This window comes from Paenibacillus sp. YAE3, from assembly GCF_057546105.1.
On record NZ_BAAIYF010000009.1, the window covers coordinates 254,458 to 275,910 of the forward strand.

The 21,453-nt window shown below is 39.4% G+C and carries 20 protein-coding genes and 3 pseudogenes; 20 read left to right on the top strand and 3 right to left on the bottom strand.

Annotation, left to right across the window (positions count from 1 at the left end; translation table 11 throughout):
- The first annotated feature begins 163 nt into the window (after positions 1-163).
- From AC27KL_RS19035 to AC27KL_RS19095, 13 genes and pseudogenes are all read left to right on the top strand, one after another.
- Positions 164-1,702: a copper amine oxidase N-terminal domain-containing protein gene (locus AC27KL_RS19035; RefSeq protein WP_487170667.1), complete on the top strand. Its 1,539-nt coding sequence runs from the start codon at positions 164-166 to the stop codon at positions 1,700-1,702.
- Positions 1,703-1,840: 138 nt separating this feature from the next.
- Positions 1,841-2,294 (top strand): annotated as a pseudogene (locus tag AC27KL_RS19040) (tyrosine-type recombinase/integrase).
- A 120-nt stretch (positions 2,295-2,414) separates the two neighbouring features.
- Positions 2,415-2,843, top strand: coding sequence for a hypothetical protein (locus AC27KL_RS19045; protein WP_487170668.1), 429 nt, complete (start codon positions 2,415-2,417; stop codon positions 2,841-2,843).
- A gap of 624 nt (positions 2,844-3,467) precedes the next feature.
- On the top strand, positions 3,468-4,106 hold the full coding sequence (locus AC27KL_RS19050) for a YdbC family protein (RefSeq protein WP_487170669.1): 639 nt from the start codon (positions 3,468-3,470) through the stop codon (positions 4,104-4,106).
- A gap of 258 nt (positions 4,107-4,364) precedes the next feature.
- On the top strand, positions 4,365-4,901 hold the full coding sequence (locus AC27KL_RS19055) for a GNAT family N-acetyltransferase (protein ID WP_487170670.1): 537 nt from the start codon (positions 4,365-4,367) through the stop codon (positions 4,899-4,901).
- Positions 4,902-5,164: 263 nt separating this feature from the next.
- Positions 5,165-5,704: a hypothetical protein gene (locus AC27KL_RS19060; RefSeq protein WP_487170671.1), complete on the top strand. Its 540-nt coding sequence runs from the start codon at positions 5,165-5,167 to the stop codon at positions 5,702-5,704.
- A 225-nt stretch (positions 5,705-5,929) separates the two neighbouring features.
- Complete coding sequence (locus tag AC27KL_RS19065) at positions 5,930-6,406, top strand: GNAT family N-acetyltransferase (RefSeq protein ID WP_487170672.1); 477 nt, start codon at positions 5,930-5,932, stop codon at positions 6,404-6,406.
- 253 nt (positions 6,407-6,659) lie between these two features.
- The gene (locus AC27KL_RS19070; RefSeq protein WP_487170673.1) at positions 6,660-7,370 is read left to right on the top strand and encodes a 3'-5' exonuclease; all 711 of its coding nucleotides are present in this window, start codon (positions 6,660-6,662) and stop codon (positions 7,368-7,370) included.
- A gap of 242 nt (positions 7,371-7,612) precedes the next feature.
- Positions 7,613-8,065, top strand: a complete 453-nt coding sequence (locus AC27KL_RS19075; RefSeq protein ID WP_487170674.1) for an NUDIX domain-containing protein — start codon at positions 7,613-7,615, stop codon at positions 8,063-8,065.
- 672 nt (positions 8,066-8,737) lie between these two features.
- Positions 8,738-9,217, top strand: a complete 480-nt coding sequence (locus AC27KL_RS19080; protein WP_487170675.1) for a GNAT family N-acetyltransferase — start codon at positions 8,738-8,740, stop codon at positions 9,215-9,217.
- A 223-nt stretch (positions 9,218-9,440) separates the two neighbouring features.
- Positions 9,441-9,875 carry a hypothetical protein gene (locus tag AC27KL_RS19085; RefSeq protein ID WP_487170676.1) on the top strand — a complete coding sequence of 145 codons (435 nt, stop codon included), beginning with the start codon at positions 9,441-9,443 and terminating at the stop codon, positions 9,873-9,875.
- A gap of 272 nt (positions 9,876-10,147) precedes the next feature.
- The gene (locus AC27KL_RS19090; protein WP_487170708.1) at positions 10,148-10,603 is read left to right on the top strand and encodes a DinB family protein; all 456 of its coding nucleotides are present in this window, start codon (positions 10,148-10,150) and stop codon (positions 10,601-10,603) included.
- A gap of 229 nt (positions 10,604-10,832) precedes the next feature.
- On the top strand, positions 10,833-11,168 hold the full coding sequence (locus AC27KL_RS19095; protein WP_487170677.1) for a hypothetical protein: 336 nt from the start codon (positions 10,833-10,835) through the stop codon (positions 11,166-11,168).
- Positions 11,169-11,730: 562 nt separating this feature from the next.
- Here the strand turns inward: AC27KL_RS19095 and AC27KL_RS19100 are convergent.
- Positions 11,731-11,929 (bottom strand): annotated as a pseudogene (locus AC27KL_RS19100) (hypothetical protein); the annotation flags it as partial.
- Between the two features lie 317 nt (positions 11,930-12,246).
- Here AC27KL_RS19100 and AC27KL_RS19105 point away from each other — a divergent pair.
- The 4 genes and pseudogenes from AC27KL_RS19105 to AC27KL_RS19120 all read left to right on the top strand — a co-directional run bounded on the left by AC27KL_RS19105 (position 12,247) and on the right by AC27KL_RS19120 (position 15,316).
- Positions 12,247-12,867: a GNAT family N-acetyltransferase gene (locus tag AC27KL_RS19105; RefSeq protein ID WP_487170678.1), complete on the top strand. Its 621-nt coding sequence runs from the start codon at positions 12,247-12,249 to the stop codon at positions 12,865-12,867.
- A gap of 60 nt (positions 12,868-12,927) precedes the next feature.
- Positions 12,928-13,302 (top strand): annotated as a pseudogene (locus AC27KL_RS19110) (lysozyme inhibitor LprI family protein); the annotation flags it as partial.
- A 242-nt stretch (positions 13,303-13,544) separates the two neighbouring features.
- Entirely contained in the window at positions 13,545-14,048 is a 504-nt protein-coding gene (locus AC27KL_RS19115) for a hypothetical protein (RefSeq protein WP_487170679.1), read from the top strand.
- 242 nt (positions 14,049-14,290) lie between these two features.
- Positions 14,291-15,316, top strand: coding sequence for a serine hydrolase domain-containing protein (locus AC27KL_RS19120; protein ID WP_487170680.1), 1,026 nt, complete (start codon positions 14,291-14,293; stop codon positions 15,314-15,316).
- A gap of 369 nt (positions 15,317-15,685) precedes the next feature.
- On the opposite strand, the gene AC27KL_RS19125 is transcribed toward AC27KL_RS19120, so the two are convergent.
- Positions 15,686-15,769 carry a putative holin-like toxin gene (locus tag AC27KL_RS19125; RefSeq protein WP_220687457.1) on the bottom strand — a complete coding sequence of 28 codons (84 nt, stop codon included), beginning with the start codon at positions 15,767-15,769 and terminating at the stop codon, positions 15,686-15,688.
- A 416-nt stretch (positions 15,770-16,185) separates the two neighbouring features.
- Here AC27KL_RS19125 and AC27KL_RS19130 point away from each other — a divergent pair, with 416 nt between their 5' ends.
- The 3 genes from AC27KL_RS19130 to AC27KL_RS19140 all read left to right on the top strand — a co-directional run bounded on the left by AC27KL_RS19130 (position 16,186) and on the right by AC27KL_RS19140 (position 19,606).
- The gene (locus AC27KL_RS19130; RefSeq protein WP_487170681.1) at positions 16,186-16,437 is read left to right on the top strand and encodes a DUF3024 domain-containing protein; all 252 of its coding nucleotides are present in this window, start codon (positions 16,186-16,188) and stop codon (positions 16,435-16,437) included.
- Positions 16,438-17,384: 947 nt separating this feature from the next.
- Positions 17,385-18,899 (top strand): serine hydrolase domain-containing protein, encoded by a 1,515-nt coding sequence (locus AC27KL_RS19135; protein WP_487170682.1) that lies wholly within the window; start codon positions 17,385-17,387, stop codon positions 18,897-18,899.
- 53 nt (positions 18,900-18,952) lie between these two features.
- Positions 18,953-19,606, top strand: a complete 654-nt coding sequence (locus AC27KL_RS19140; RefSeq protein WP_487170683.1) for a lysozyme inhibitor LprI family protein — start codon at positions 18,953-18,955, stop codon at positions 19,604-19,606.
- 543 nt (positions 19,607-20,149) lie between these two features.
- Here AC27KL_RS19140 and AC27KL_RS19145 read toward each other — a convergent pair.
- Complete coding sequence (locus AC27KL_RS19145; protein WP_474325210.1) at positions 20,150-21,376, bottom strand: IS256 family transposase; 1,227 nt, start codon at positions 21,374-21,376, stop codon at positions 20,150-20,152.
- Between the last annotated feature and the right edge of the window lie 77 nt (positions 21,377-21,453).

Consider the following 21,453-nt stretch of genomic DNA (forward strand, 5'->3'; position numbering starts at 1 on the left):
AGTCGGCTTTTGCTTGTTTGGGGGAGTTCGTGTCGGATTCCAAAATCATGCAAAAATAGTGTTTACACAGGCCTACGCGCACTGGCATACTATATACAATCGGGAGATTCCCGAGTGTTTTTTCTTGAAAGAAAAATACGATGGGTACATAAGGAGGAACATGATGAAGAAGCGTTTCAAATGGGGACTGGCTGCCATGCTGTCCTTGCTCCTGGTCGTAATGGCAGGCTGCCAAGCCGTTGGCGGTGTGGATGTCGGCAAGGCGGCGCTGAGCTCGCTGGATGTCAAATCGTCGATGTCCAAGCAGACCGTGTCCTTGCAGCTGGTTCCGGCTGACGGCAAACTGAGCGCAGAGGACCAAAAGGCGATCGATCTGCTGAGCTCCTTGTCCATTACGATCGACCAAGCCATTACGCAGGACTTGAATCATGCGTCTATGGAAGGGGCCGTTCAGTTCCAAGGCAAAAAGCTTCCTTTCCACCTGGCGATGGATGCGAAAACATTGAATCTGTCGGTCGAAGGCATGACGCAGCCGATCTCCGTATCGCTTGAACCGGAAACGTTGGATCCTGCTTTTACGGTTCCGCAAATGAACAACGAAAGCGTTATTCAAATGTACAAGGACATGCTCGGTTTTCTGCTGAAGCATACGCCGAATCCGTCCAAGATTTCGATTACGCCTGTGAACGATACAGTGAACGGGGAGTCGCTGTCGCTGCAAAAGCTGCACGTCGAAATCCGCGGGGATGAGCTGGCCGGCCTGGCCAAAGGCTTCCTGACCAGCCTGTCCAAGGACAAAGAAGGCCTCAAAGAATTGATTACCCGTTTGTACGACACCTATTATCCGATCATCGCTGCTTACTACGCCGGCGTTCCGGGGATGGAAGAGGATGCGCTAACCAGTGCGGAAAAGGAGAAAGAAATCGCTCTCGTTGCGGACCAGCTGATCAGCGCCGTGAACGAGATTTTGCCTGATTTCGATAAAAACGTAAACCAGCTGTTCGAGGGAACGCCTGAGCTGCGCACCGTTTTGGGCAAAGACACCGTGCTTTCGCTCGACTTCCTGCTCGACAGCAAAATGAATATCCGCAAGCAAAACATGGACCTGACCGTGCAGCTGCCGGCGAACAAGGACATTCCGGTGAAGCAGGTGAAGGTGCATTCCGAAGCGGAAACGTGGAAAATCAACGAGCCTGTGACCATCCATCCGGTGGACGGCTCCAAAGGCTTCTGGAACGTGGCTCCGGGCGAAGGAACGCCGGGCGAGGTGCTGCGCCATCTGGACAGCAAGTCGGAACTGTACCGTTTATTGAAGAACGATATGCAGATCACGCGTAAATCGTTCGACATGTATGCGGAGGATGACCCGACCATTTTGTTGGTTCCGGGATACGAGCCGGTCATCGTGAATAACACGCTGATGGTGCCGGTGAAACACGTCGCGAACCAGCTGGACGCAAAATTGTCCTGGGACAAAGCGACCAAACAAATCACGCTCACGGAAGACCTGACCGGCGCCAAAATCGTCATGAAAGTAGGCTCCAAGCAGGCATCCATCAACGGTACCGCCGAGGTGCTTGCCGAGCCGGTGCAAAACTTCGAGGGCTCCAATTACGTGCCGATGCGTTTTATCACCAAGGCACTGGGCGCGCAAGGGCATTGGGATGCCAAGGGGAAAGTTTTGACGATTGAGAGGGATTAAGCGGGACTTTTAGTCTCGGTCATGCTTATTTGAAGAGACAACATGTTCCGAAAGAATTGGAGACGGTTGAAAGACCGTCTCTTTTTTACGTTCTAGGAGACGCGCTCTTATTCGGCAAAACTGCGAATCAGTGAGGCTGTGCATTTGAAGGTCCGTGATCTGGATGTAGAGCGTGGCATCATTCACATACGCCAGTTAAAAGGAAGAAGGGATCGATATACGGTTTTGTCACAGATTGCATACAAGCTGCTGGAGCAGTATATCCGAGTAGAAGGGCCTGAAATCTGGTTTTTTCCTGGGCAAAGCAAAAACAGTCCGATCACCGCGAGAACCAATTCAACATGTATTTGAAAAAGTAAAACAAAAGGCAGGCATTCAAAGGCCCGCGACTATTCATACGCTGAGGCATTCCTTTGCTACCCATCTCTTGGAGGCAGGTACAGACATAAGATATATTCAAGAATTGCTGGGCCATACGAGTTCCAAGACTACTGAAATCTACACTCATGTGAGCATTAGAGATATCCGACGAATCCAAAGTCCTTTGAACCGAATGCAAGAACGAATTGAATATACTGGAAACTTCGCATAACATTATAATAAATGGATGTAATGCGAATGTCGTAATCATTCGGGAAAGAGAAGGGATTAAGACATTCGCAGAATAAGAGTTATGTGAAATCGATGAGAAATTGTAAAGAGGGAATAAACCATGATGATTATCAAAGATATTAAAGAACTTGAAGGAAGCTGTTACATAGAAGTGTTGCCTGGTAAATACTTAAATAAGTGCTGGAATGATAGTTCTATTTTTTTCACAGAAGAAGATTTTGCACTACTTGAAAAATCAATAGAGAAGGAATTTGAAACATATGATCATTATGCATTTAATGAGATTCCAAAAGAGACTTGGATAAAGATTTTGAGAAGATTAGATGAGCTTAATCTTCTATTAAAAGAACAACCTAACATTGAATCACTAAGATCATATGTAGGATTTTTATATGAATGTACTGATGAAGACTTTATAAAGAAATACGAAGAAAATCTCGAAAGTTTAAAAGAAATGATATTGGACTTCAAAACATGGATTAATGAAAAATTAATAGACAATGAATATATTTCAATATTGGGGATATAGAGTATTCAAGGAAGTCATCGATATCACATAACAAAGTATCTACGCTGCAGGCCGCACGGCCCTTGGTCTGCAAGAGGCATTTCCTGGAGAGTGATTCAGCAGACAACCCTGCGAGGCTAAGTACGTCGGACACGGTCGCATACGCTCCCTTAAGCCTCTCGGGTTCGTAGATACAACAACGTTAGATGAAATGTCCAAAAGGATGGATAAGTCTGAAAAACGAAAACTACTTATAATGCAAGAATTTAAATACAATAAAGAAAACCTTCTTTTATTACTTACATTGATTCATAGCAATGAAAATAAATACTCTCATAAACATTTCGCTGATTGGTGTTGGGGATTCTGGTCTTGATTGGAGATCGGACAAAGGTATCAAGAAACCAGGCCACATCATCTAACACCATATTCATGCATTGGGCATTCGCCCTCGGTCCGGCAGGGGTTAGAAGTGAATCGGGGAGGCATTTCAGCAGCAGAGATGTAGAATCAGCCGGACACATCCGCACCGACTAAGCACATCGCGCCCGGCGACTGCGTCGCCTTAAGCCGGTGGGACGTCGTGAACACAACGTTATTAGAAATCAGCGCAAGAGATGAAAAATTCAAAAGGAGTACATCGAAATGTTAATTAAAAGAATTACATGTCAAGTAAAAAGCAATGAAGTTGATACTTTTTCAAGGTTACAAACAAATTGGGAATTAATAAATAACCTAAAAGGATTCATAGGCCAAATAGGCGGTTGGGATATAAAAAATAAGTTATCGGCTTGTATATATTCATTTTGGGAAAATAAAGAAGATTATGATTACTTTATGGGCAATGTACATGATGAGATAGTCTCAGAATCTAATCAGTCAAGGACGTATTCATCAATTAATGTTGAACTTTTTGAAGAAGTAAATAACATCACAGGGCTTTTAGATGATTTTATTTCAGTTCTTAGAAAAAGTAAGTTCATTCGAACTGCATTAACCGATGTAAAAGAAGATAGAATTAATCATTTTAAAGAGGTCCAAAATCAAGTTTGGAATCCAGGAATGAAAACGACTAATGCGATGCTTGGTGGAAAGTTTGCCTGTTCTTCTAAAGACAATAATCGGTATTTAACCCTAACTGGTTGGGTAAGTCAAGAAGCACATGAGAATTACACAAATCATCTTTTCACTAATCTTAAATTGAGAGCGAACACGGAGTTAGACATAATTAGAATTTCAAGTCAACACTTTGTAAGTGAGGACTCATGGAAAGTGCTACCTTAAACTACTAACACATGTAAGAAAACATTTTATGTTTAGTAATTTCGAAGAAGGCGCGGACTTCCAATAACACTGCATTCACGTATCGGGCCGACATTCGCTGTCCCTCGGTCCCGTAGCATTTCGAGGAAGAGGACTCAGGCGACACACCCGCATCACCTAACCGCATCGCGGCAGGGTCCTCCAACCGTAAGGTGGCGGGGCGTCGTGAATGCTGGAACGTTATAAGACATACCACAAGCGCAGAAAGGATAGATTCATATGATTACTCTTACGTATTTTGAGCCTCCAGACTTTGATAAACTTATTGAATGGAGTGGAGATGAAGCATTCTTACTTCAATGGTCTGGTCCTCAATTTACTTATCCTCTAACTACAGACCAATTGAATGATTATTTAAATGATGCTAACGATAAGACAACCTCTACTAAATTCATTTATAAAGCAGTTGAAGAAGACACAAAGCAACTTGTAGGTCATATCTCCCTTGGAAAAGTCGATAGATATAATCGATCAGCACGAATTGGTAAAGTACTACTAAGTAATGATCATAGAGGTAAAGGCTATGGGAAGCAGATGATTAATAGTGTTCTTAGAATCGGTTTTGAAGAATTTAAATTACACCGAATTAGCTTAGGTGTATTTGATTTTAATACCTCGGCTATAAATTGTTATGAGAGGGTTGGATTTGTAAGAGAAGGACTTATTAGAGATGCTAGAAGATATAAAGACTCATTTTGGAATTTGATAGAAATGAGCATACTAGAAGCTGAATGGAGAAGAATCATTACTAATTGAATGCAATTCAAGAAGTGTGGTACGTCATATAACATAATATTCACGCTGCGGATCGGCTGGCGCCGATCCTTGGTCCGGCCGAAGCAGTCGGAAGTAGATTCAATGAGGCATTTGGCAGTCACCTAGGAAGCAGAATCAGCCGGACACATCACCGACTAACCGCATCGCGGCCGCCCCTGGCGGGGCTTAAGTCGGTGGGACGTCGTGATACAGTAACGTTAGATGAAATCTTCGAATGAGTATAAAAACAAAGGAACATTCAAATGACCTATTATCTGTATCACTATTTTGACAAAAAGATAGGACCATTTAGAAATCTTTCAAGTTTAACAATTGATAAAGCTCTGGAAATTTCGAATCAAATTAAGAGTGAAGGAAAGTCGTTTGCAAGTCAAAGATCGGATGATTACTTGCTTATAAGAAGAGATTTAGAAGTGCTCGCAAGGGATCAATTTATAGCCAAGGGTGGGAAACCCAAAAATTCTTTTCCACACTACATGACATTTGAAGCTTGTGATTGGCTTAAGACTTGGTATACAAACCCCGATTGGATTGCAATTGACTGGGGAGAGTTTGAAGAGACATCAATTAGTTTTACATATGGAGATCTTTTTCCCACAATGAGGTATCATGACAACAAACCTTATCGTAGACAGGTATATACGAAGAAGGAGATAATCAAGGTAATTGAAGAATTTGGAATACCGCAGGAATGGAATAGTAGTGGAGATAAAGGTCCAGAAAGATATATAGAAGTCCAAATCTGGGACAATGAATTGATAAAGAGATATTTTGATAGCTGAACTGAGGGCCGAAGACTTCATCTAACATTATATTCACGCGGCGGTCCGGCTGGCGCCGCCCCTTGGTCCGCCCGAGGCATTTCGAGCAAGCTGCAGCAGGTGGACACATCCGCACCGACTAACCGCGTCGCGGCCGGCTCCTCCGGAGCCTTAAGTCGGTGAGGGTTCGTGAATACGGGAACGTTATACGAAAGAACTGCAATGCATATGAAAGGAAGATGAATCATGGATGTAAATAAATTATTCAATCCTACACCAACATTTGAAACAAAGAGATTGATTATTCGGAGATTAACATCAGCTGATACTGAAGAATACTATGATATTGCCTCAAATCCTATCGTATCTGCAGAAACAATATGGGATAGACATGAGACCCGAGATGACTCAATCAACTATTTGCAAAGAATTACGAAACGATTTGAGAACAGGGAAGAAGTTCATTGGGGAATCATCTTCAAAGAAACAAATAAATTAATCGGTAGAACGGGTTTGATAAACATCGACCCCATACACGAGAAGGCAGAGCTAGGTTATGTTCTGTCGAACCAATACTGGAACCAAGGGATTACAACAGAAGCTACTTATCCATTACTTGAATTTGTGATTAATGAAGTTGGTTTTAATAGAATAGAGGCTAGATGTCGAGCTAATAATGTTGGCTCATATAGAGTTAATGGAAAAACTCGGATTAACGTTTGAAGGAACATTAAGAAAACAACTAAAAATCAAAGGTGAATTTATGGACCGAAAGTTATATTCAATTCTTAAAGACGATTATGAGGGGAATTTCAAAGAAGGCAGTTCCTTCGTATAACGCCATATTCACGCATTGGGCATTCGCCCTCGGTCCGCACGAAGAATTTTCGGGGGAGCAGATTCAGCGGACACACCCGCACCGACTTGCTGCGTAAGCGCAGCCGTGGACTTAGCCCACTTAAGTCGGTGGGGCGTCGTGAACACAACAACGTTAGCTGAAATTACTGGCTTAAAGGATGGTATTTCAATGAAGATAGTAAATATCTCAAAAAATGAGTATAGTTTAACTGATATTAATATCAAGGACATACATAGACAGAAGTATTGCGTGTTCGATTTAGAAGCAACTGGCCCCAATGAAAATGAGGATAATATAATTCAAATTGGAGCTATTTTAATAGATAGTTCAGGAAGAATTGAAAAGACGTTTGATACGTTAATAAAACCTTTAAAACCTATACCTGAAATAATAGAACGCTTAACGGGGATTAATAATAGCGATATAGAAAAAGCCCCGATGTTATCAGAAATTTATGAGGATTTTAGTTACTTTTGTCAAGATGCAATACTGGTTACTCAAGCTGGTTACGAATATGATTGGCCCCTCTTAGTAAATGAATGCGAAAGATATGCTCTCCCTATGTTGACCAATCAATTGCTCGATACTAAAGCATTATTTACGTATTTACATCCGGAGATAATTGACATTGTTTCAACTAACTTTCTGATTAAACATTATACGATTGATGATTCGGACATTAGGCGTCATAGTGCAATAGGGGATTGCGAATTGATTCGAAGAATATTTCTACAACTATTAAAAGATTATAGAATAAATGAAATTGATGAAATAAATATCGAGAAGCCTATAATAGTAAAGAAAGTTAAATTGCAAAAGCTATTATAGTATAGTATTTCAAAGAAGTCAGTAACTTCAGCTAACATAATATTCACGCTGCGGGCCGACTGACGTCGTCCCTCTGGTCCGCCCGAGGCATTTCGAGAAGGATGAATCAGGCGGACAACCCTGCGAGGCTAACTGCGCAAGCGCAGCCAGCGACGTTGGCGCCTTAAGCCTCTCAGGTTCGTGAATACGGAAACGTTAGATGAAAGTGACAAAGGACTATATTTTTCTGGGGGAGATCAGTGGTGCCAATATGTAAAAACAAAAATGGAGATGTATTTGAAGAGCTTATTAATATTACAGAAGATCAGATAAATAATATAGATTTAAGTCCAATTACACATGCATTTGTTGTTGCGAAGAATAATGACGGATTTCTACTCTTGTATAATAGTTGGAAGAACAATTGGGAGTTAGCCGGCGGTATAAGGGAACCTGGGGAAACTCTAAGAGAATGTGTATTGAGGGAGATGCTCGAAGAAACCAATCAGATTCCAGAGAGGATTAGATTTAAAGGACTAATGAAATTTACGCTTAAGACTGGAAAGGTAGAGTATGGTGGGCTTTTTAGTGCAGACATTGAATTAGAAAGACCCTTTATAAGAAATAATGAGGCAAACGAAATAGTTTTTTGGGATGGAATAAAAGACATTGGATCCATTGATGAAATTGATAGGGAGTTATTGAACTACTATTAGAATGAAATTGCAGGTAATTCAAGAAGCCGTCACCATCATCTAACAATGTATTCATGCGGCGGGCATTCGCCCTTGGTCTGGACCGAATAGATAAGGGAAATACTTAGGTAGTAACTTTGATAATGATAGATTTTATAAGTTAAGTAATTTCCCATATAGAGGATACTCTGGATACCCCGGATACCCGGGGTATCCTGGATACGGAGGATATAAATCAAGACCAAGTGGACCAACTGATTTTGACCCGGAATACCTTATACAACTTGGAGAGCAATAATTCTTTAAGTTTCATTAAATGCTTTCATTCGCAAACTTAGATTTACTCGAATTCGTATATATCCTATTTGGTATTTGTAATCGTAGTTTACAAGACCGCAGACTATTTTGAAGTTGCTAAATGACATTTAAAATTCAAATGATACAAGAGTAATGTGAATGTAGTTCGAGAAGGCATATACATTAGATAACACCGTATTCACGCGTCGGGCCTGGTAGCGCTTGGTCTGCCAGATGCATTTTCGTGGAAGTGAATTAGGCAGACAACCCTGCGAGGCTAAGCGGCAAGCAACCCGGCGCTATAGCGTTTAAGCCTCTCGGGTCGTGAATACAAGAACGTTATGTGAAATAACAAGCGATAACATTATAAATCCAATAGTTAAGGAAGAATCAAAGATGCCGGATATCGTATTGCAATTAACCACTAGTAAAGATAAGGAACTTTTCAAAAGAATAATGCAATTTTACATATATGATTTTTCTGAATACACAGAGTCTGATTTAAACAGCGAAGGTCTTTATAATTTGATGCCAGACTTTGATGACATGTGGAGAGTAAATGAATATAAATTTTATATTGCAAAGATGGAAGAGAAAATCGTTGGTTTTGTAATAATACAAAATAAGAAAGACCCAATTGACCAAGGTAATTATTTGAGGCATTTTTTTGTCTTAAAGAAGTTTAGGAAACAAGGGATAGGACGAGAAATTGCTTATAAAGTCTTTGATATGTTTGATGGAAACTGGAAGGTAAGTGAACTATTAACTAATGAACCCTCACAAATATTTTGGACTAAGGTGATTTCAAACTATACCAATGGAGAGTTCAACGATTTTATAGAATGCGAGAGAAGAATACAAACCTTTATAAAATAATTCGTAGAGGGGCTTGTTAGATCACATAACACCATATTGACGCATCGGGGCTATCGCCCCTCGGTAGTCCAGATGTATAATCATGGAAGAAGCTCAGACAACAAACGACCCAGCCTAAGATAAGAGCTATCTAAGACTGGGTCGTTTCGTGAATACAAGAACGTTATAAGAAATTGGCGCAAATTATTGATAGTAAGCACAGGAAGAGGGTGAAAATATTAATTTGCAAAGCGGATTTATAAGAGAAATAAAAAAACATAAAATAAATCTAATAGCATTATTTGTATCATTGATTATTTTGATTTATATATTTTATGTTATTGTACCATACGCTGATAATAAGGGCTTTTTTAATGAGAATGAAATACCAAAGAGAACTGAAGCATTTAAATATTCAATAATATGTTCTCCTATCCTGATTGGCTATGTAGTATTTTTATTATTTTATATTCGTAAGATTACTTTTTTGGTAAGTCTGAATTATCCTTTAATAGTTATAAATTTATATATTGGTGCATTTCTATCGCTACTAATAATGGGTGGTGCAATATTATGGCTAATGGTATTTACATCGACCTTTGCACTAGTAGCACTTCTCTTACTTTTTATAAATGGAATTTATAGAGATTATAAGTTCATCAAAAATAGAAAAGTATAACTGCTGATATTAGAATGTTCGAAGATGGCGCCAACATCTTATAACATCATATCCAGTATCGGAGCCTGACGGCTCCTCGGTCCGCCCGAAGGGGGATAGGCAGGGAAGTGGAATCAGGCGGACACATCCGCACCGACTAACCGCATCGCGGCAGTTGGTCGCTTAAGTCGGGACCGTGGATACGGTAACGTTATAAGAAATTGGGGCAAAGGATATAAAAAACAACTCAAAGGAGTAATATACATGGCGAAGACCTGAAGACCTCTTTGGAAATGGTAGAAGAATTCAAAACCTTTATTGACTTTGTACAAGAGTTAAAGACTATAGATGAGGAACATTGGAATAGTCCCATTTCAGAAGGGAAATGGTCATTGAAAGATGTTATAAGTCATATCATGCTTTGGGACAAATATTTTTATGAGGAAGGTATAGAGAAGATCAAGCTTGGTCAATCCGTGACTGTAAGGCATTTGAACTTTGATGAATTCAACGCTAATGCAAGGGAATATGCAAAGACTCAAACAAGAGATTCTATCATTAACCAATTCTTTGAATACAGAAACAAGATCATTGATGATATCACCGGATTACCAGAGGAAGATTATATAAAGGAATATAAAGACGGAGACAGAAAGAAGTTTTCGATTAGGGGATATTTAAGAGGATTTATTCCCCACGATAAACACCATAAAAAACAAATTGAAAAGTACGTAAAGTCAATACAATAAAGTGTAAGCGAATTCAGGGATGGCCCCAACATCTTATAATACTGTGTTCCAGCTTCGCGTCTATCGCCGCTCGGTCTGCCTGAAGGATTTCAAGGAAGCAGATTCAGGCAGACACATCAATTCCCCTAAGATAAGAGCTATCTAAGGGGAAGCGACGTCAGGAACACAACAACGTTATATGAAATTACTGCAATAGCTATTATTAAACATTAAATTAAAGGAGATCGCTATGTCACTCTTAGATGATAAACGTAATAATTTTATTGAAAGATTATTTTCGATAAGAGAATCATATTCAGAAATTGCTTTAATTAGCTTGGATAAAGTCGAATATAAGTTACTTGGTGAAAGTCTTAATTCACAATCTAAAAGGAAACTATTCAAAACATTACAGTTAGAAATACTAGATGAAACCATCTATAGAATAATGGAATTGATTGATGGATATGATGATGGATTAAAATATGAGTTAGATCTAATTGATAAGGAGACGAGAGAGTCGATTAAAGACAGAAGTCATTTACATGATGACTTTATGAATTACATATATGATAGGAATAAATAGAATTATAGCAGAATCAAGAAGGCAGCAACTTCATATAACATATATTCACGCATCGGTGCCTGACGATACCTCGGTCCGCGAGAAGCGATCGGCAGGTAAGCATAAACAGCGGACATATCCGCACCGACTAACCGCATCGAGGCCGCTCCCATTGGTCGCTTAAGTCGGTGAGACGTCGTGAATACGGGAACGTTATACGACAGAACGAATTAAAAAGGAGACGTTTGATTATGAGCTATATTAGAATCAAAAGTATTAGCGTCGAGAACTATAGATTATTCGGAAAAAGACAGACAATCACCTTCTGAGTTTAGAACCTTTAATGCCCGCATATTTTTGAGGTCCTGATTAGAGATAGGGACACCATTTCCGTTCTCTCCCGTCGTAATAAAAGCTGTGGCATCTACCAAATTACCTGGCATTATTTCATTTCCGGCGGACATAACCAGATCCATTTTGACTCCAATTTCGTACATGCAATTCTTTAGCCCCAACGCGGATCCAAACTGTGATTGTGCAGCAGTTGTTATGTACTCCGGCTGCAGTGGTGTCCTTTTAACTATGCATAAGGCTCATATCTTGAACCTAAACGGGATAGTTGTAATAGGCGATTGCGATGCAAATGAATCATTTTTACCTTCTATTCCACGTATGTATTCGAGTCGTTCTATTACTTTTAGAAATGTTTCGGGTGAAGGATGACCCGGTGGTTCCTTTAACCAACCCAATATCGTTTTATTGGATTCGGATGGATGCAAAGATTGAAAACGTTTGAATATGGTGTTATAGTTTTCCTTGAGTAAGACAAAGGAGGGGTACCATAATGAAAAAAAGATCATTGAATTCTTTATCTAAAGGTGTAGGGTACTCAACCGCCATTTTTTTTGTGTTTGCTAATCATGGGAGAAGTCTGTCTAATTTCAGAAATAACGACTTAAATCCTTTGGTTAGAATCTCTAATTAAAGTAGTGGGATAAAAACCACAGGTCGTTTCCTGTGGAAATTATTAAAACATGTTACTAAAAACCACCACAGGGATTTTCCTGTGGTTTTTTTATTTTCAGAAGGAGGAAAGAACATGGAGAAAACGCAAGAAATATTTATTAGGCAATTGGAATTATCAGATGCGGAGGATTGTCTTAAGTTAGAGGTTGAAAATAGAGACTTTTTCCAACTCTATGGACCTCTAAAAGATGAAAAGTTTTATACAATTGATGGACAAATTGAGCGAATTGAAAAGTATGTTTTACTAGCTAAGCAGGACTCAGCTTATTCTTTTGGTATATTTCTGACAGACAGTAAGCAACTGATTGGGAATGTTACACTATCTGAGGTTGCAAGAGGTAACTATCAGAGTTGTTGGATTGGGTATTCCTTAGACCGTAAGCATAATGGGAAGGGATACATGACAAAGGCCGTCAAATTAGCTGTAGACTATGGATTTAATGAATTGAAGTTACATCGAATTGAAGCTGGAGTTATGCCTCATAATATACCTTCCATCAAAGTGCTGGAAAAAGCAGGGTTTCATAAAGAAGGAATAGCAATAGAGAATGTCAAGATTAATGGAAGGTGGGAGAATCATCAAATATTAGCGATTGTTAATAATGAAGAGAACGATTCGAAAGTAATTGGAAAAAACACCCCTGGTATTGTTTTGCCAATGGGAGAATACACACCTAACGATTGTGCCGAGTGAAGCGGATTTAATCGTTTCTTCAGGCCAAGTAGGAATATATGGAAGAAATATGCAGGGATTTATGAAGTGGAACTTAATGAATTTCAAAATTCCAAAGAGATTATTACAACATTGGGATGGGGGGCGTTGGAGAGCAAATATACGGAGATTTGGGATAAAGAGTTGAATCAAATATATAAAAAGCTTCTTTCTAAATTGGATAAAGAACCAAGAGAAGCACTAATTGAATCGCAGAAAGCATGGTTGCAGTATCACTTAAAGGAAACCAAATTTGTAGAGAAGACATTTATTAATCATGGTTACCTTGGATCACAAGGATCGGTAAGCCTGGGCACGGTTATACGGGAGAGAATTAGAGAGAGAACAATGCAATTATTTGAATATCGATATTTGCTGGATGGTGAAGTCGAGTTTTTATACCAAAGTAAAAAATAGAGTTGGCATCTCGATCAAAGATTTTAAGTGATGGTTCGAAGACAACAACGGCGCATAACAATGTATTCACGCTTCGGGGCTATCGCCCCTTGGTTGTCAGATGTATAATAATGGAAGAACGCTCAACAACAAAACGACCCGGCCTAAGATAAGAGCTATCTAAGGCCGGGTCGCGTCATAGATGCGGTTATCAGAAACCAGGGAAGTGCATTTAAAAACATATAGAAAGATGGTAGATCTATTTGAAGAAAATCATCTCCTCCTTATTATTGATTTCTCTCCTATGCAGTTGCTCCGGTGTTAATCATACAAAAATTGATCAGAATCATAATACTATTTTTAGTTATAACAACAATTCATTGAAATCAGTAGAGATCAGTATTTATCGAACCAATTCTGTAAGAGTCCAACCTGAGTTAATAAATGTATATTTTGAGGAATCTGAAATAGAAGAAATAAAAAATTGGATTGTGATTACAACAAATGCACCCACATCAATTTCCTCATCAATAAATTCAATATTTCTCTATAAGTTCAATTATCAAGGATTAAATAATATTGAGGAACAAAAAATGCTAGCATATGTGATAGACCAAAATAATGATGTATTTCTTCATCAAATTTCGGCAGACACTTTAAGAAAAATAAATCATTTTGATACATTCCAAGAAAAAGATCGGTCAACTATATTAAGTTATATAGAAGAAGATAATTGGTATAAGACAAACGAGTTAAAAATGAATTAAGTTACTGTGCAAGTAGTTCAAGAAGCCCCTGACATCTGATAACAGCATATTCACGCCGCTTCAAACCATTTGGCCCATGGATCGCCAGAAGATAAGAATCTGGGGAGCGAAATCAGGCGATCACCACCTGTGAGCCTAAGTCTTCGATTCCGTCGCTACGCTCCTTTAAGCCTCTCCGGTTCGTGAATACAAGAATGTTAGGCGAAACCACTAGGAGAACAGAAAGGAAGTGTTATGCTAAAATGAGTCTTTTAACATCTATAGAAGGAATTATTAAGGATCACAATAAACTCCTACCTTTCTCAGGTGCAGTTTTAGTCCGAGACACGGGAGAGATCTTTGAACGAGGTTATGGATATGCAAATCGTTCTGAACGAATACCAAACGGTTTAAACACCAGATTTGGAATTGCATCTGGTTGCAAAGTTTTCACTTCAGTTGCTATATGTCAGCTTGTTCAAGATGGGGTACTATCATTTGATTCATATTTAAAAGATTGTTTGAATTTTTCCTTTCCGTATTTTGATCCTGAAATTACAATACATCATTTATTAACCCATAGTTCAGGTATTCCAGATTACTTTGATGAAGATTCAATGGGTGATTTTGAAGAATTATGGAAGAAATATTCGATGTATTCTATGCAATCACCTAAAGATTTTTTGCCTCTGTTTCAGAATGTCCAAATGAAATTTTCTCCAGGAGAAAGATTCTCTTACAATAATGCAGGTTTTATTCTACTAGGTTTAGTTGTGGAGCAAATAACAGGGATTGAATTCTCAGAATACGTTGATAAGAATATATTTCAACGCTCAGGGATGTTAGATTCAGGTTATTTTAGATTGGATCAACTACCTGAGCGAACGGCTATCGGGTACATTGATGGGGATCAAACTTGGAAGACTAATATCTATTCACTTCCGATCAAAGGTGGACCGGATGGAGGTGCATTTACGACAGTATATGATATGAGTAGATTCTGGGATGCATTGTTTAATTATCGATTGTTGTCTCAAGAATACACTAAAATTTTATTGACTCCTCATATTCAAGAGGACGGCCAGATTTATTATGGATACGGTGTTTGGATATTGATGGTTGATGATACTATCTTTAAATACTTTGTAATGGGTAGTGACCCAGGGGTAATTATGCAATCATCCATTTATGCAAAGAGTAAGATACATGCACATATCATCGGTAATATTAATAAGGGCGCTGGTATGATAGCAAGTAAAATTGACGAATTAATTCTTAAAGAACTATGAAAATAACACAAGGTTGCATTGCTTAACAGCTTATTCACGCTACGGAGCTATCGCCCCTTGTTGTCCAGATGTATCATCATGGATGAAGCTTAGACAACAAACGACCGAGCCTAAGATAAGAGCGATCTAAGGCTGGGTCGTTTCGTAGACACGGAACCGTCAAGTGAAATTACTGCAGACAACATTACGGACTTATATAGATAAAAATAATCAACAAAACCTATAAAACCGTTATAAAATGAGTTATACTGAGGTAAGAATAAGTAAGGAGCCGTGCGGGAACACGACTCCAAAGCACAATAACTGCATAAAGAGCAGTCGGCCACGTAAGATGGGTCGGAAATAGACCGTTATCCTAGCCAGGGCGGTCTATTTCTTTTTCATGTAGGTGAGCAATGCCAAAATGAACATGCCGAACATGAACATTAAGGAAAGAGCATCTTTGACCTCCATGGGCATCACCTCCCTTCTGGGAGATTAGCCGACCGCCCTTATAGCCGTATATTGTACTGGAAAATTATAACATATAAAACATGATGAAATATCATTAAAATACTATAAATAACTAGAATACATAGGAAATAACAGGAAACAAATGTATTTATCTAAACCGTATATGGAATGTAAATACAGAGAAGGCAGTAATATCACTTCACAATGCATCTATGTTGCGGGGCATTCGCCCCTTGGTCAGAAGAAGCTCATAGGGGCAAATTCAGACAACAAACGACCCGGCCTAAGATAAAAGCTATCTAAAGCCGGGTCGCGTCATAGATGTGGTAACGTGATAAGAAATCAATGCATTCGATATTAGAAACACGTGATAATAACGCCAAAGTATCTAAATTCAAGCCAGGAGGAGTAATCTCATGGATGAATTTACGAAAACAAGAATAAGTAGAATTATGGATAATTATACAAAGGATAAAATACCAAAACATCTACAAAACCAAATTAAAATCAGTTACAAAATTAGAGGAAACAATGTGACATTAATTGAGGAGCGACCAGCATTTCGAGGCGATCAGTGGAAGATTTATTGGAAAGATAGCAAGGGAAAATGGCATATGTGGATGATTTTAAACCGAATGAAAGCTTTGAAAAACAATTGGAAATCGTAGATAGATGAAAGAGGAATGTTTTGGGGTTAGTCAGAGAAGGCATTGACATCTTATAACAAAATATCACCGCTTCGGGGGCAAGCCCTTTTGATCTGACCGAGGAATATCAGTGAATTGAATCAGGCAGATAACTCTGCGAGGCTAAGTCCGCCGGACCCGGTCGCGTGCGCTCCATTAAGCCTCTCGGGTTCGAAGATACAATAACGTTAGCAGCAACTGTGGGAATTCGATCTAAACAATACAAGGAAGGAAAGGTAAATTGAAAATAATAAAAGCAGCTTTAATTGTACTTCTAACAGTTTTTTTGATTTTTATATATTCAATTTCTTTTTATTTAATAGCTGATAAAATTACGTTCGAATGGGCTTTAAAAACCAAACAAGTCTCTGCAGCTCATATATTAAATATAAATATCTATAGTAGATACATAGGGATTTGTGCCGGAATTATAGTAAATCTGATTTTATTGTATTTATTCTATAGAAAGCCGCGAGTTTATTACTATCTTTTTTTGGTTCATATAATTATTGCAAGCTATCTTTACTACCTGATTTATATAGATCATAACTATATTTTTATTCCTTATATCAAGGATGGTTTAAATTTTTAATCAAGAAGATGTGGACGCAGCTCTAGATGTCACTGGCATCAGCTAACATAGGCTGGCGTCGTCTCTTGGTCCGTCCCAAGCGGTTTCGAGGAAGTGAACCCAGGCGGACAATCCTGTCTAACTGCTCAAGCGCAGCCGGCGACTATGTCGCCTTAAGGCTCTTGGGTTCGTTCGTGAATACAAGAACGTAATCGGAAATCAGCGCAAAGAATTAAATGGCTTTAAGAACATGTTTCTCTCTATGCCATAACGGCACAAAGTAGGTATTTATGGATGGTGTTTAATGATATAGTTTGGTTCATTATTTTTTAGAAGACTTACAATAGGGAGAACCACAATGAAGAAAATGCTAAGTAAAACAGGCACATCAACAGTATGTGTCATTCTACTTATCACAATCATTACTACTATAGCGTGTTGGGATGAACTTGGAAGTTTGATAAGGACAGGGAATTATGATAATACGGATAATATGGTGGAAACCATAATGGCCAAATCAGCGACTCCAGGGGTGGCTATGGTAGTATCAGAGCATGGCAAGACAATATATAAAAATTACGGATATGCAGATGTTAATAATAAGAAGATGGTAACTGAAGAGTCATTATTTGAGTTGGGATCGACTACAAAGGCATTTACGGCTTTGGCGGTTATTCTATTAGAAAATGAGGGGTACTTATCTCTTTCAGATTCTACTGCAGATTATATTCCATCGTTTGAGCCAACTATTAAGGGTAAGAAAGTTAATATTACGATTCATCAGTTGTTAGCTCATACAAGTGGAATTCCACCGTGGAGTATTCGGTTAATTCCTGAAGGTACCACGGAGGATATGCTTGAAAAAACGATACATAATGTGTCAGACATTGCATTAGATACGTATCCTGGGACAGCATATAATTATGCTACAGTTAATTATGATATTTTAGCGATGATTATTGAAAAAGTTACAGGCAAACGTTATCAGGATTACATAACTGAAAACATACTGGTTCCTTTAGGGATGACTGATAGTTATTTTTCAACAGGTCAAGAAAAGAAAACTGATAAACTTACCAAAGGTTATCGTGTTTTTTTTGGAAGAAGTTTAGAATATGATGCCCCTAGATATTATGGGAATATCGCTGCAGGTTATTTGGTAACGAATACAAAAGATTTAGAACGCTGGATTAATGCCCAAATGGGGATAGGCGACATACCAGATCATTTATTGAAAGCGATACAACAATCTCATCAAGTCGACATCAAAACGGCGGGATACGAAGATGAAAATCAATACTATTCATTCGGATGGAGTATTGATACGAAAAATAGAGTTGTTAGTCATAATGGATCTAATCCTAATTACTCCTCACAGGTTCTTATTGATTTAGAAAAGCAGCAGGCCATATTTGTTTTGGCTAATTTGAATTCAACTGCACCATCGCAAATTGCTAATAACATTTATGAGAATATGAATGGAAATCACATGAATAAATTTAATTATGAGGACGTGTATCTATTCATTGATTTGGTATTTTCATTCTTAATAATAATAGCCGTCGTTATCTTATGTGCCCAAGTAATTAAATTCTTTAGAGGAATAGAACTAAATATTAAAGATGAAAAGACAAGATTCAGAAAAATGACAGGTAGTAGTATCGCACTAATCTTAAGCATTATGCTTTTGGTATTGGTAATGATTTTTCCTTATTTATTAAACAATAATTATTTAATGGTATGGGTGTGGATGTCGTATTCAATATTTATTTGGATGGGGCTTACTTCTATCAATTGTATTTTATCGATCATAATTAATATTAAAAAAATCAGAATTATCTTATTTAGATTCCCAAATCTCTTAACGTCGTGAATGCCTGAACGTTATGCGCCATTACCGGTAGATAATATTTAAGGAGATCATTTATGAAAGGTAAGATACTCTTATTATTTTTTATTACGATAGTGTTTTCATCTTGTCAAAATAGTAGTCAATCGACTACCTTGCACAGCGAGACTAAATCAATAACGAATTCTGAACTGCCTCCTGATGTAGTGAGTACAGGTAATGGAAATGAATCGAAAGAAATAACTGAAGGTCGATCAGATTCTTCTAACAATAAAGTGTTAACCATGAGCATTGGGAACTATGAATTGAAAGGAGAATTTTATGATGAAATGCTTCGAAATCCTATAGATCATGATTATGAAGTCGAATTAAATGAATTAATAAATTCCAAAGAGATTAATACAACATTGGGATGGGGGGCGTTGGAAGGCAAATATACAGAGATTTGGGATAAAGAGTTGAATCAAATATATAAGAAGCTTCTTTCGAAGTTGGATAGAGAACCAAGAGAAGCACTCATTGAATCGCAGAAAGAATGGTTACAGTATCACTTAAAGGAGACAAAATTTGTAGAGGAGACATTTATTTATAATGGATATCTTGGATCACGAGGACCTGTAAGTCTAGCCACGGATATAAAGGAGAGAATAAGGGAAAGAACAATGCAATTATTGGAATATCGATATTTGCTGGATGGTGAAGTTGAGTTTTTATACCAAAGTAAAAAATAGAGTTGGAATCTTGATCAAGTGATGTTTTGAAGACAGAGACTGCGCGTAACAATGTACTCACCCTTCTGGACTACCACCCCTTGGTTGTCAGATGTATAATCATGGAAGAACGCTCAGACAATAAACGACCCGGCCTAAGATAAGAGCTATCTAAGACTGGGTTTTGTCGTGAATTTGGGTTCGTAATAAGAAATCCTTAACAGGGAAGAACATTATGGAACTTACTTGGTTGCTTATCCTAACGAGGGTTATACTAATATTAATAAAGCCTATCTAATGCAGCTTGAATCGAACAAAAAAGTGGTGGTTAAATTGGGGTAACCGTTAAGGATTTACTGCAGCTGCCTTCATTTAGAGGGGCTCAGGTGGTCACCGGGATCAAGTCCAAAATATTGTGTAAATTTCCTCGGTTCAGAAGTGTCGAGCCGGGGCTTGACATGGAGCCTCCGCAGGCATGATGACTGGCGATTGGGCGATATGTCCTGACGTTAAATCGCCAAGGCAGAACAGCCTATCATGCCCGCCACTCCATGTAAAGCCCCTTTACCCGATACGTGTAACCTTCGACGTGGTCTTTGTCGCTTGAGATTCGCGCCATTCCAAGTACTCGGTCATGTCGAGATATTTCTTGCCGCTAGCCCACTTTTCGTCAAGTTCCATCAGCAACGCACCGATTAACCGAACGACGGATTCGCGGTTTGGGAAAATACGAATCACGCGTTCCCGCCGACGAACTTCTTCATTCAAGCGTTCAACGCTGTTGGTTGTACGCAGTCGCTTGCGGTACTTCTCAGGCAGCGCCAACACTGCTGTAACGTCGTCAAATCCGGACTCCAACACAGCCATCGCTTTTGGAGCTTTGTCTTCGTAGTCGGCTATGGTTTGCTGCAGCAAGAGGCGGGCCATCTTCGCATCCGGTGCATCCAGGATAGTACGTACGCGACCATGAATCTCCTCTTTCAGCGCTTTCGGCGCAGCATCCAACACATTTCGGATGAAATGCGTTTGGCACCGCTGCCACGTTACGCCTTGAAAATGCTGACGAACGGCGCGAACCAAGCCGCCATGGTCATCGGAGACGATCAGGTCGACTCCACGCAGGCCACGGCTTTTGAGCCAGTTAAAGAACTCGCTCCAGCTCCCTTCGGACTCGGTATCGCCCAACATAAGGCCCATCACTTCCCGGTAACCGTCCGTATTGACGCCGATACCGATCATGACACCGCGCGAGCGTACGCGGCCGTCTTCACGAACTTTGAGGTAAAGAGCGTCCACCAACACGAACGGAAAGCGGCTATCGGAGAGCGGGCGGTTATTCCACGCTGTCACGACCGGATCGAGACGCTTGCACAGATCCGAGACGGTCGACTTGGAAAAGTTCGTCCCGCATAGTTCTTCGGTAATTTGGGCAACTTTTCGGGTAGATACCCCGTTTACGACCATCTCCATGAGGGCCAGCACTAATGCCTGTTCACTTCGCTGGTACCGGGCAAACAACTCCGTGGAGAATTTGCCGCCACGGATGCGAGGGACCCGCAGGGTGAGGGTCCCTACTCGTGTTGTGAGTTGATGGGGATAGGATCCGTTGCGATATCCTTGTCGTTCTTCGGTTCTTTCGTAGTGTTCTGCTCCTATTTGTTCCGTCACCTGTGCTTGAAGAATTTGGTTTAATACCGATTCCAGCAACTTAGCTACCCCTGTGTCCTGAGAATTTCCCAAAAATAGTTGCTGCAAAAGTTGTGAATCTACGGTAATCTGGTATTGAGCCATTTCAAATTCTCCTCTCTTGTGGAATGTGGTCTAGTCAACTTCATTCTAACCGAGGATGTTTGAACATGGCTCCTAGT

Coding starts and splice junctions, on each gene's coding strand:
- AC27KL_RS19035 (WP_487170667.1), top strand. CDS start 164: ATGAAGAAGCGTTTCAAATGGGGACTGGCTGCCATGCTGTCCTTGCTC.
- AC27KL_RS19045 (WP_487170668.1), top strand. CDS start 2,415: ATGATGATTATCAAAGATATTAAAGAACTTGAAGGAAGCTGTTACATA.
- AC27KL_RS19050 (WP_487170669.1), top strand. CDS start 3,468: ATGTTAATTAAAAGAATTACATGTCAAGTAAAAAGCAATGAAGTTGAT.
- AC27KL_RS19055 (WP_487170670.1), top strand. CDS start 4,365: ATGATTACTCTTACGTATTTTGAGCCTCCAGACTTTGATAAACTTATT.
- AC27KL_RS19060 (WP_487170671.1), top strand. CDS start 5,165: ATGACCTATTATCTGTATCACTATTTTGACAAAAAGATAGGACCATTT.
- AC27KL_RS19065 (WP_487170672.1), top strand. CDS start 5,930: ATGGATGTAAATAAATTATTCAATCCTACACCAACATTTGAAACAAAG.
- AC27KL_RS19080 (WP_487170675.1), top strand. CDS start 8,738: ATGCCGGATATCGTATTGCAATTAACCACTAGTAAAGATAAGGAACTT.
- AC27KL_RS19090 (WP_487170708.1), top strand. CDS start 10,148: ATGGTAGAAGAATTCAAAACCTTTATTGACTTTGTACAAGAGTTAAAG.
- AC27KL_RS19095 (WP_487170677.1), top strand. CDS start 10,833: ATGTCACTCTTAGATGATAAACGTAATAATTTTATTGAAAGATTATTT.
- AC27KL_RS19105 (WP_487170678.1), top strand. CDS start 12,247: ATGGAGAAAACGCAAGAAATATTTATTAGGCAATTGGAATTATCAGAT.
- AC27KL_RS19120 (WP_487170680.1), top strand. CDS start 14,291: ATGAGTCTTTTAACATCTATAGAAGGAATTATTAAGGATCACAATAAA.
- AC27KL_RS19125 (WP_220687457.1), bottom strand. CDS start 15,769: ATGGAGGTCAAAGATGCTCTTTCCTTAATGTTCATGTTCGGCATGTTC.
- AC27KL_RS19130 (WP_487170681.1), top strand. CDS start 16,186: ATGGATGAATTTACGAAAACAAGAATAAGTAGAATTATGGATAATTAT.
- AC27KL_RS19135 (WP_487170682.1), top strand. CDS start 17,385: ATGAAGAAAATGCTAAGTAAAACAGGCACATCAACAGTATGTGTCATT.
- AC27KL_RS19140 (WP_487170683.1), top strand. CDS start 18,953: ATGAAAGGTAAGATACTCTTATTATTTTTTATTACGATAGTGTTTTCA.
- AC27KL_RS19145 (WP_474325210.1), bottom strand. CDS start 21,376: ATGGCTCAATACCAGATTACCGTAGATTCACAACTTTTGCAGCAACTA.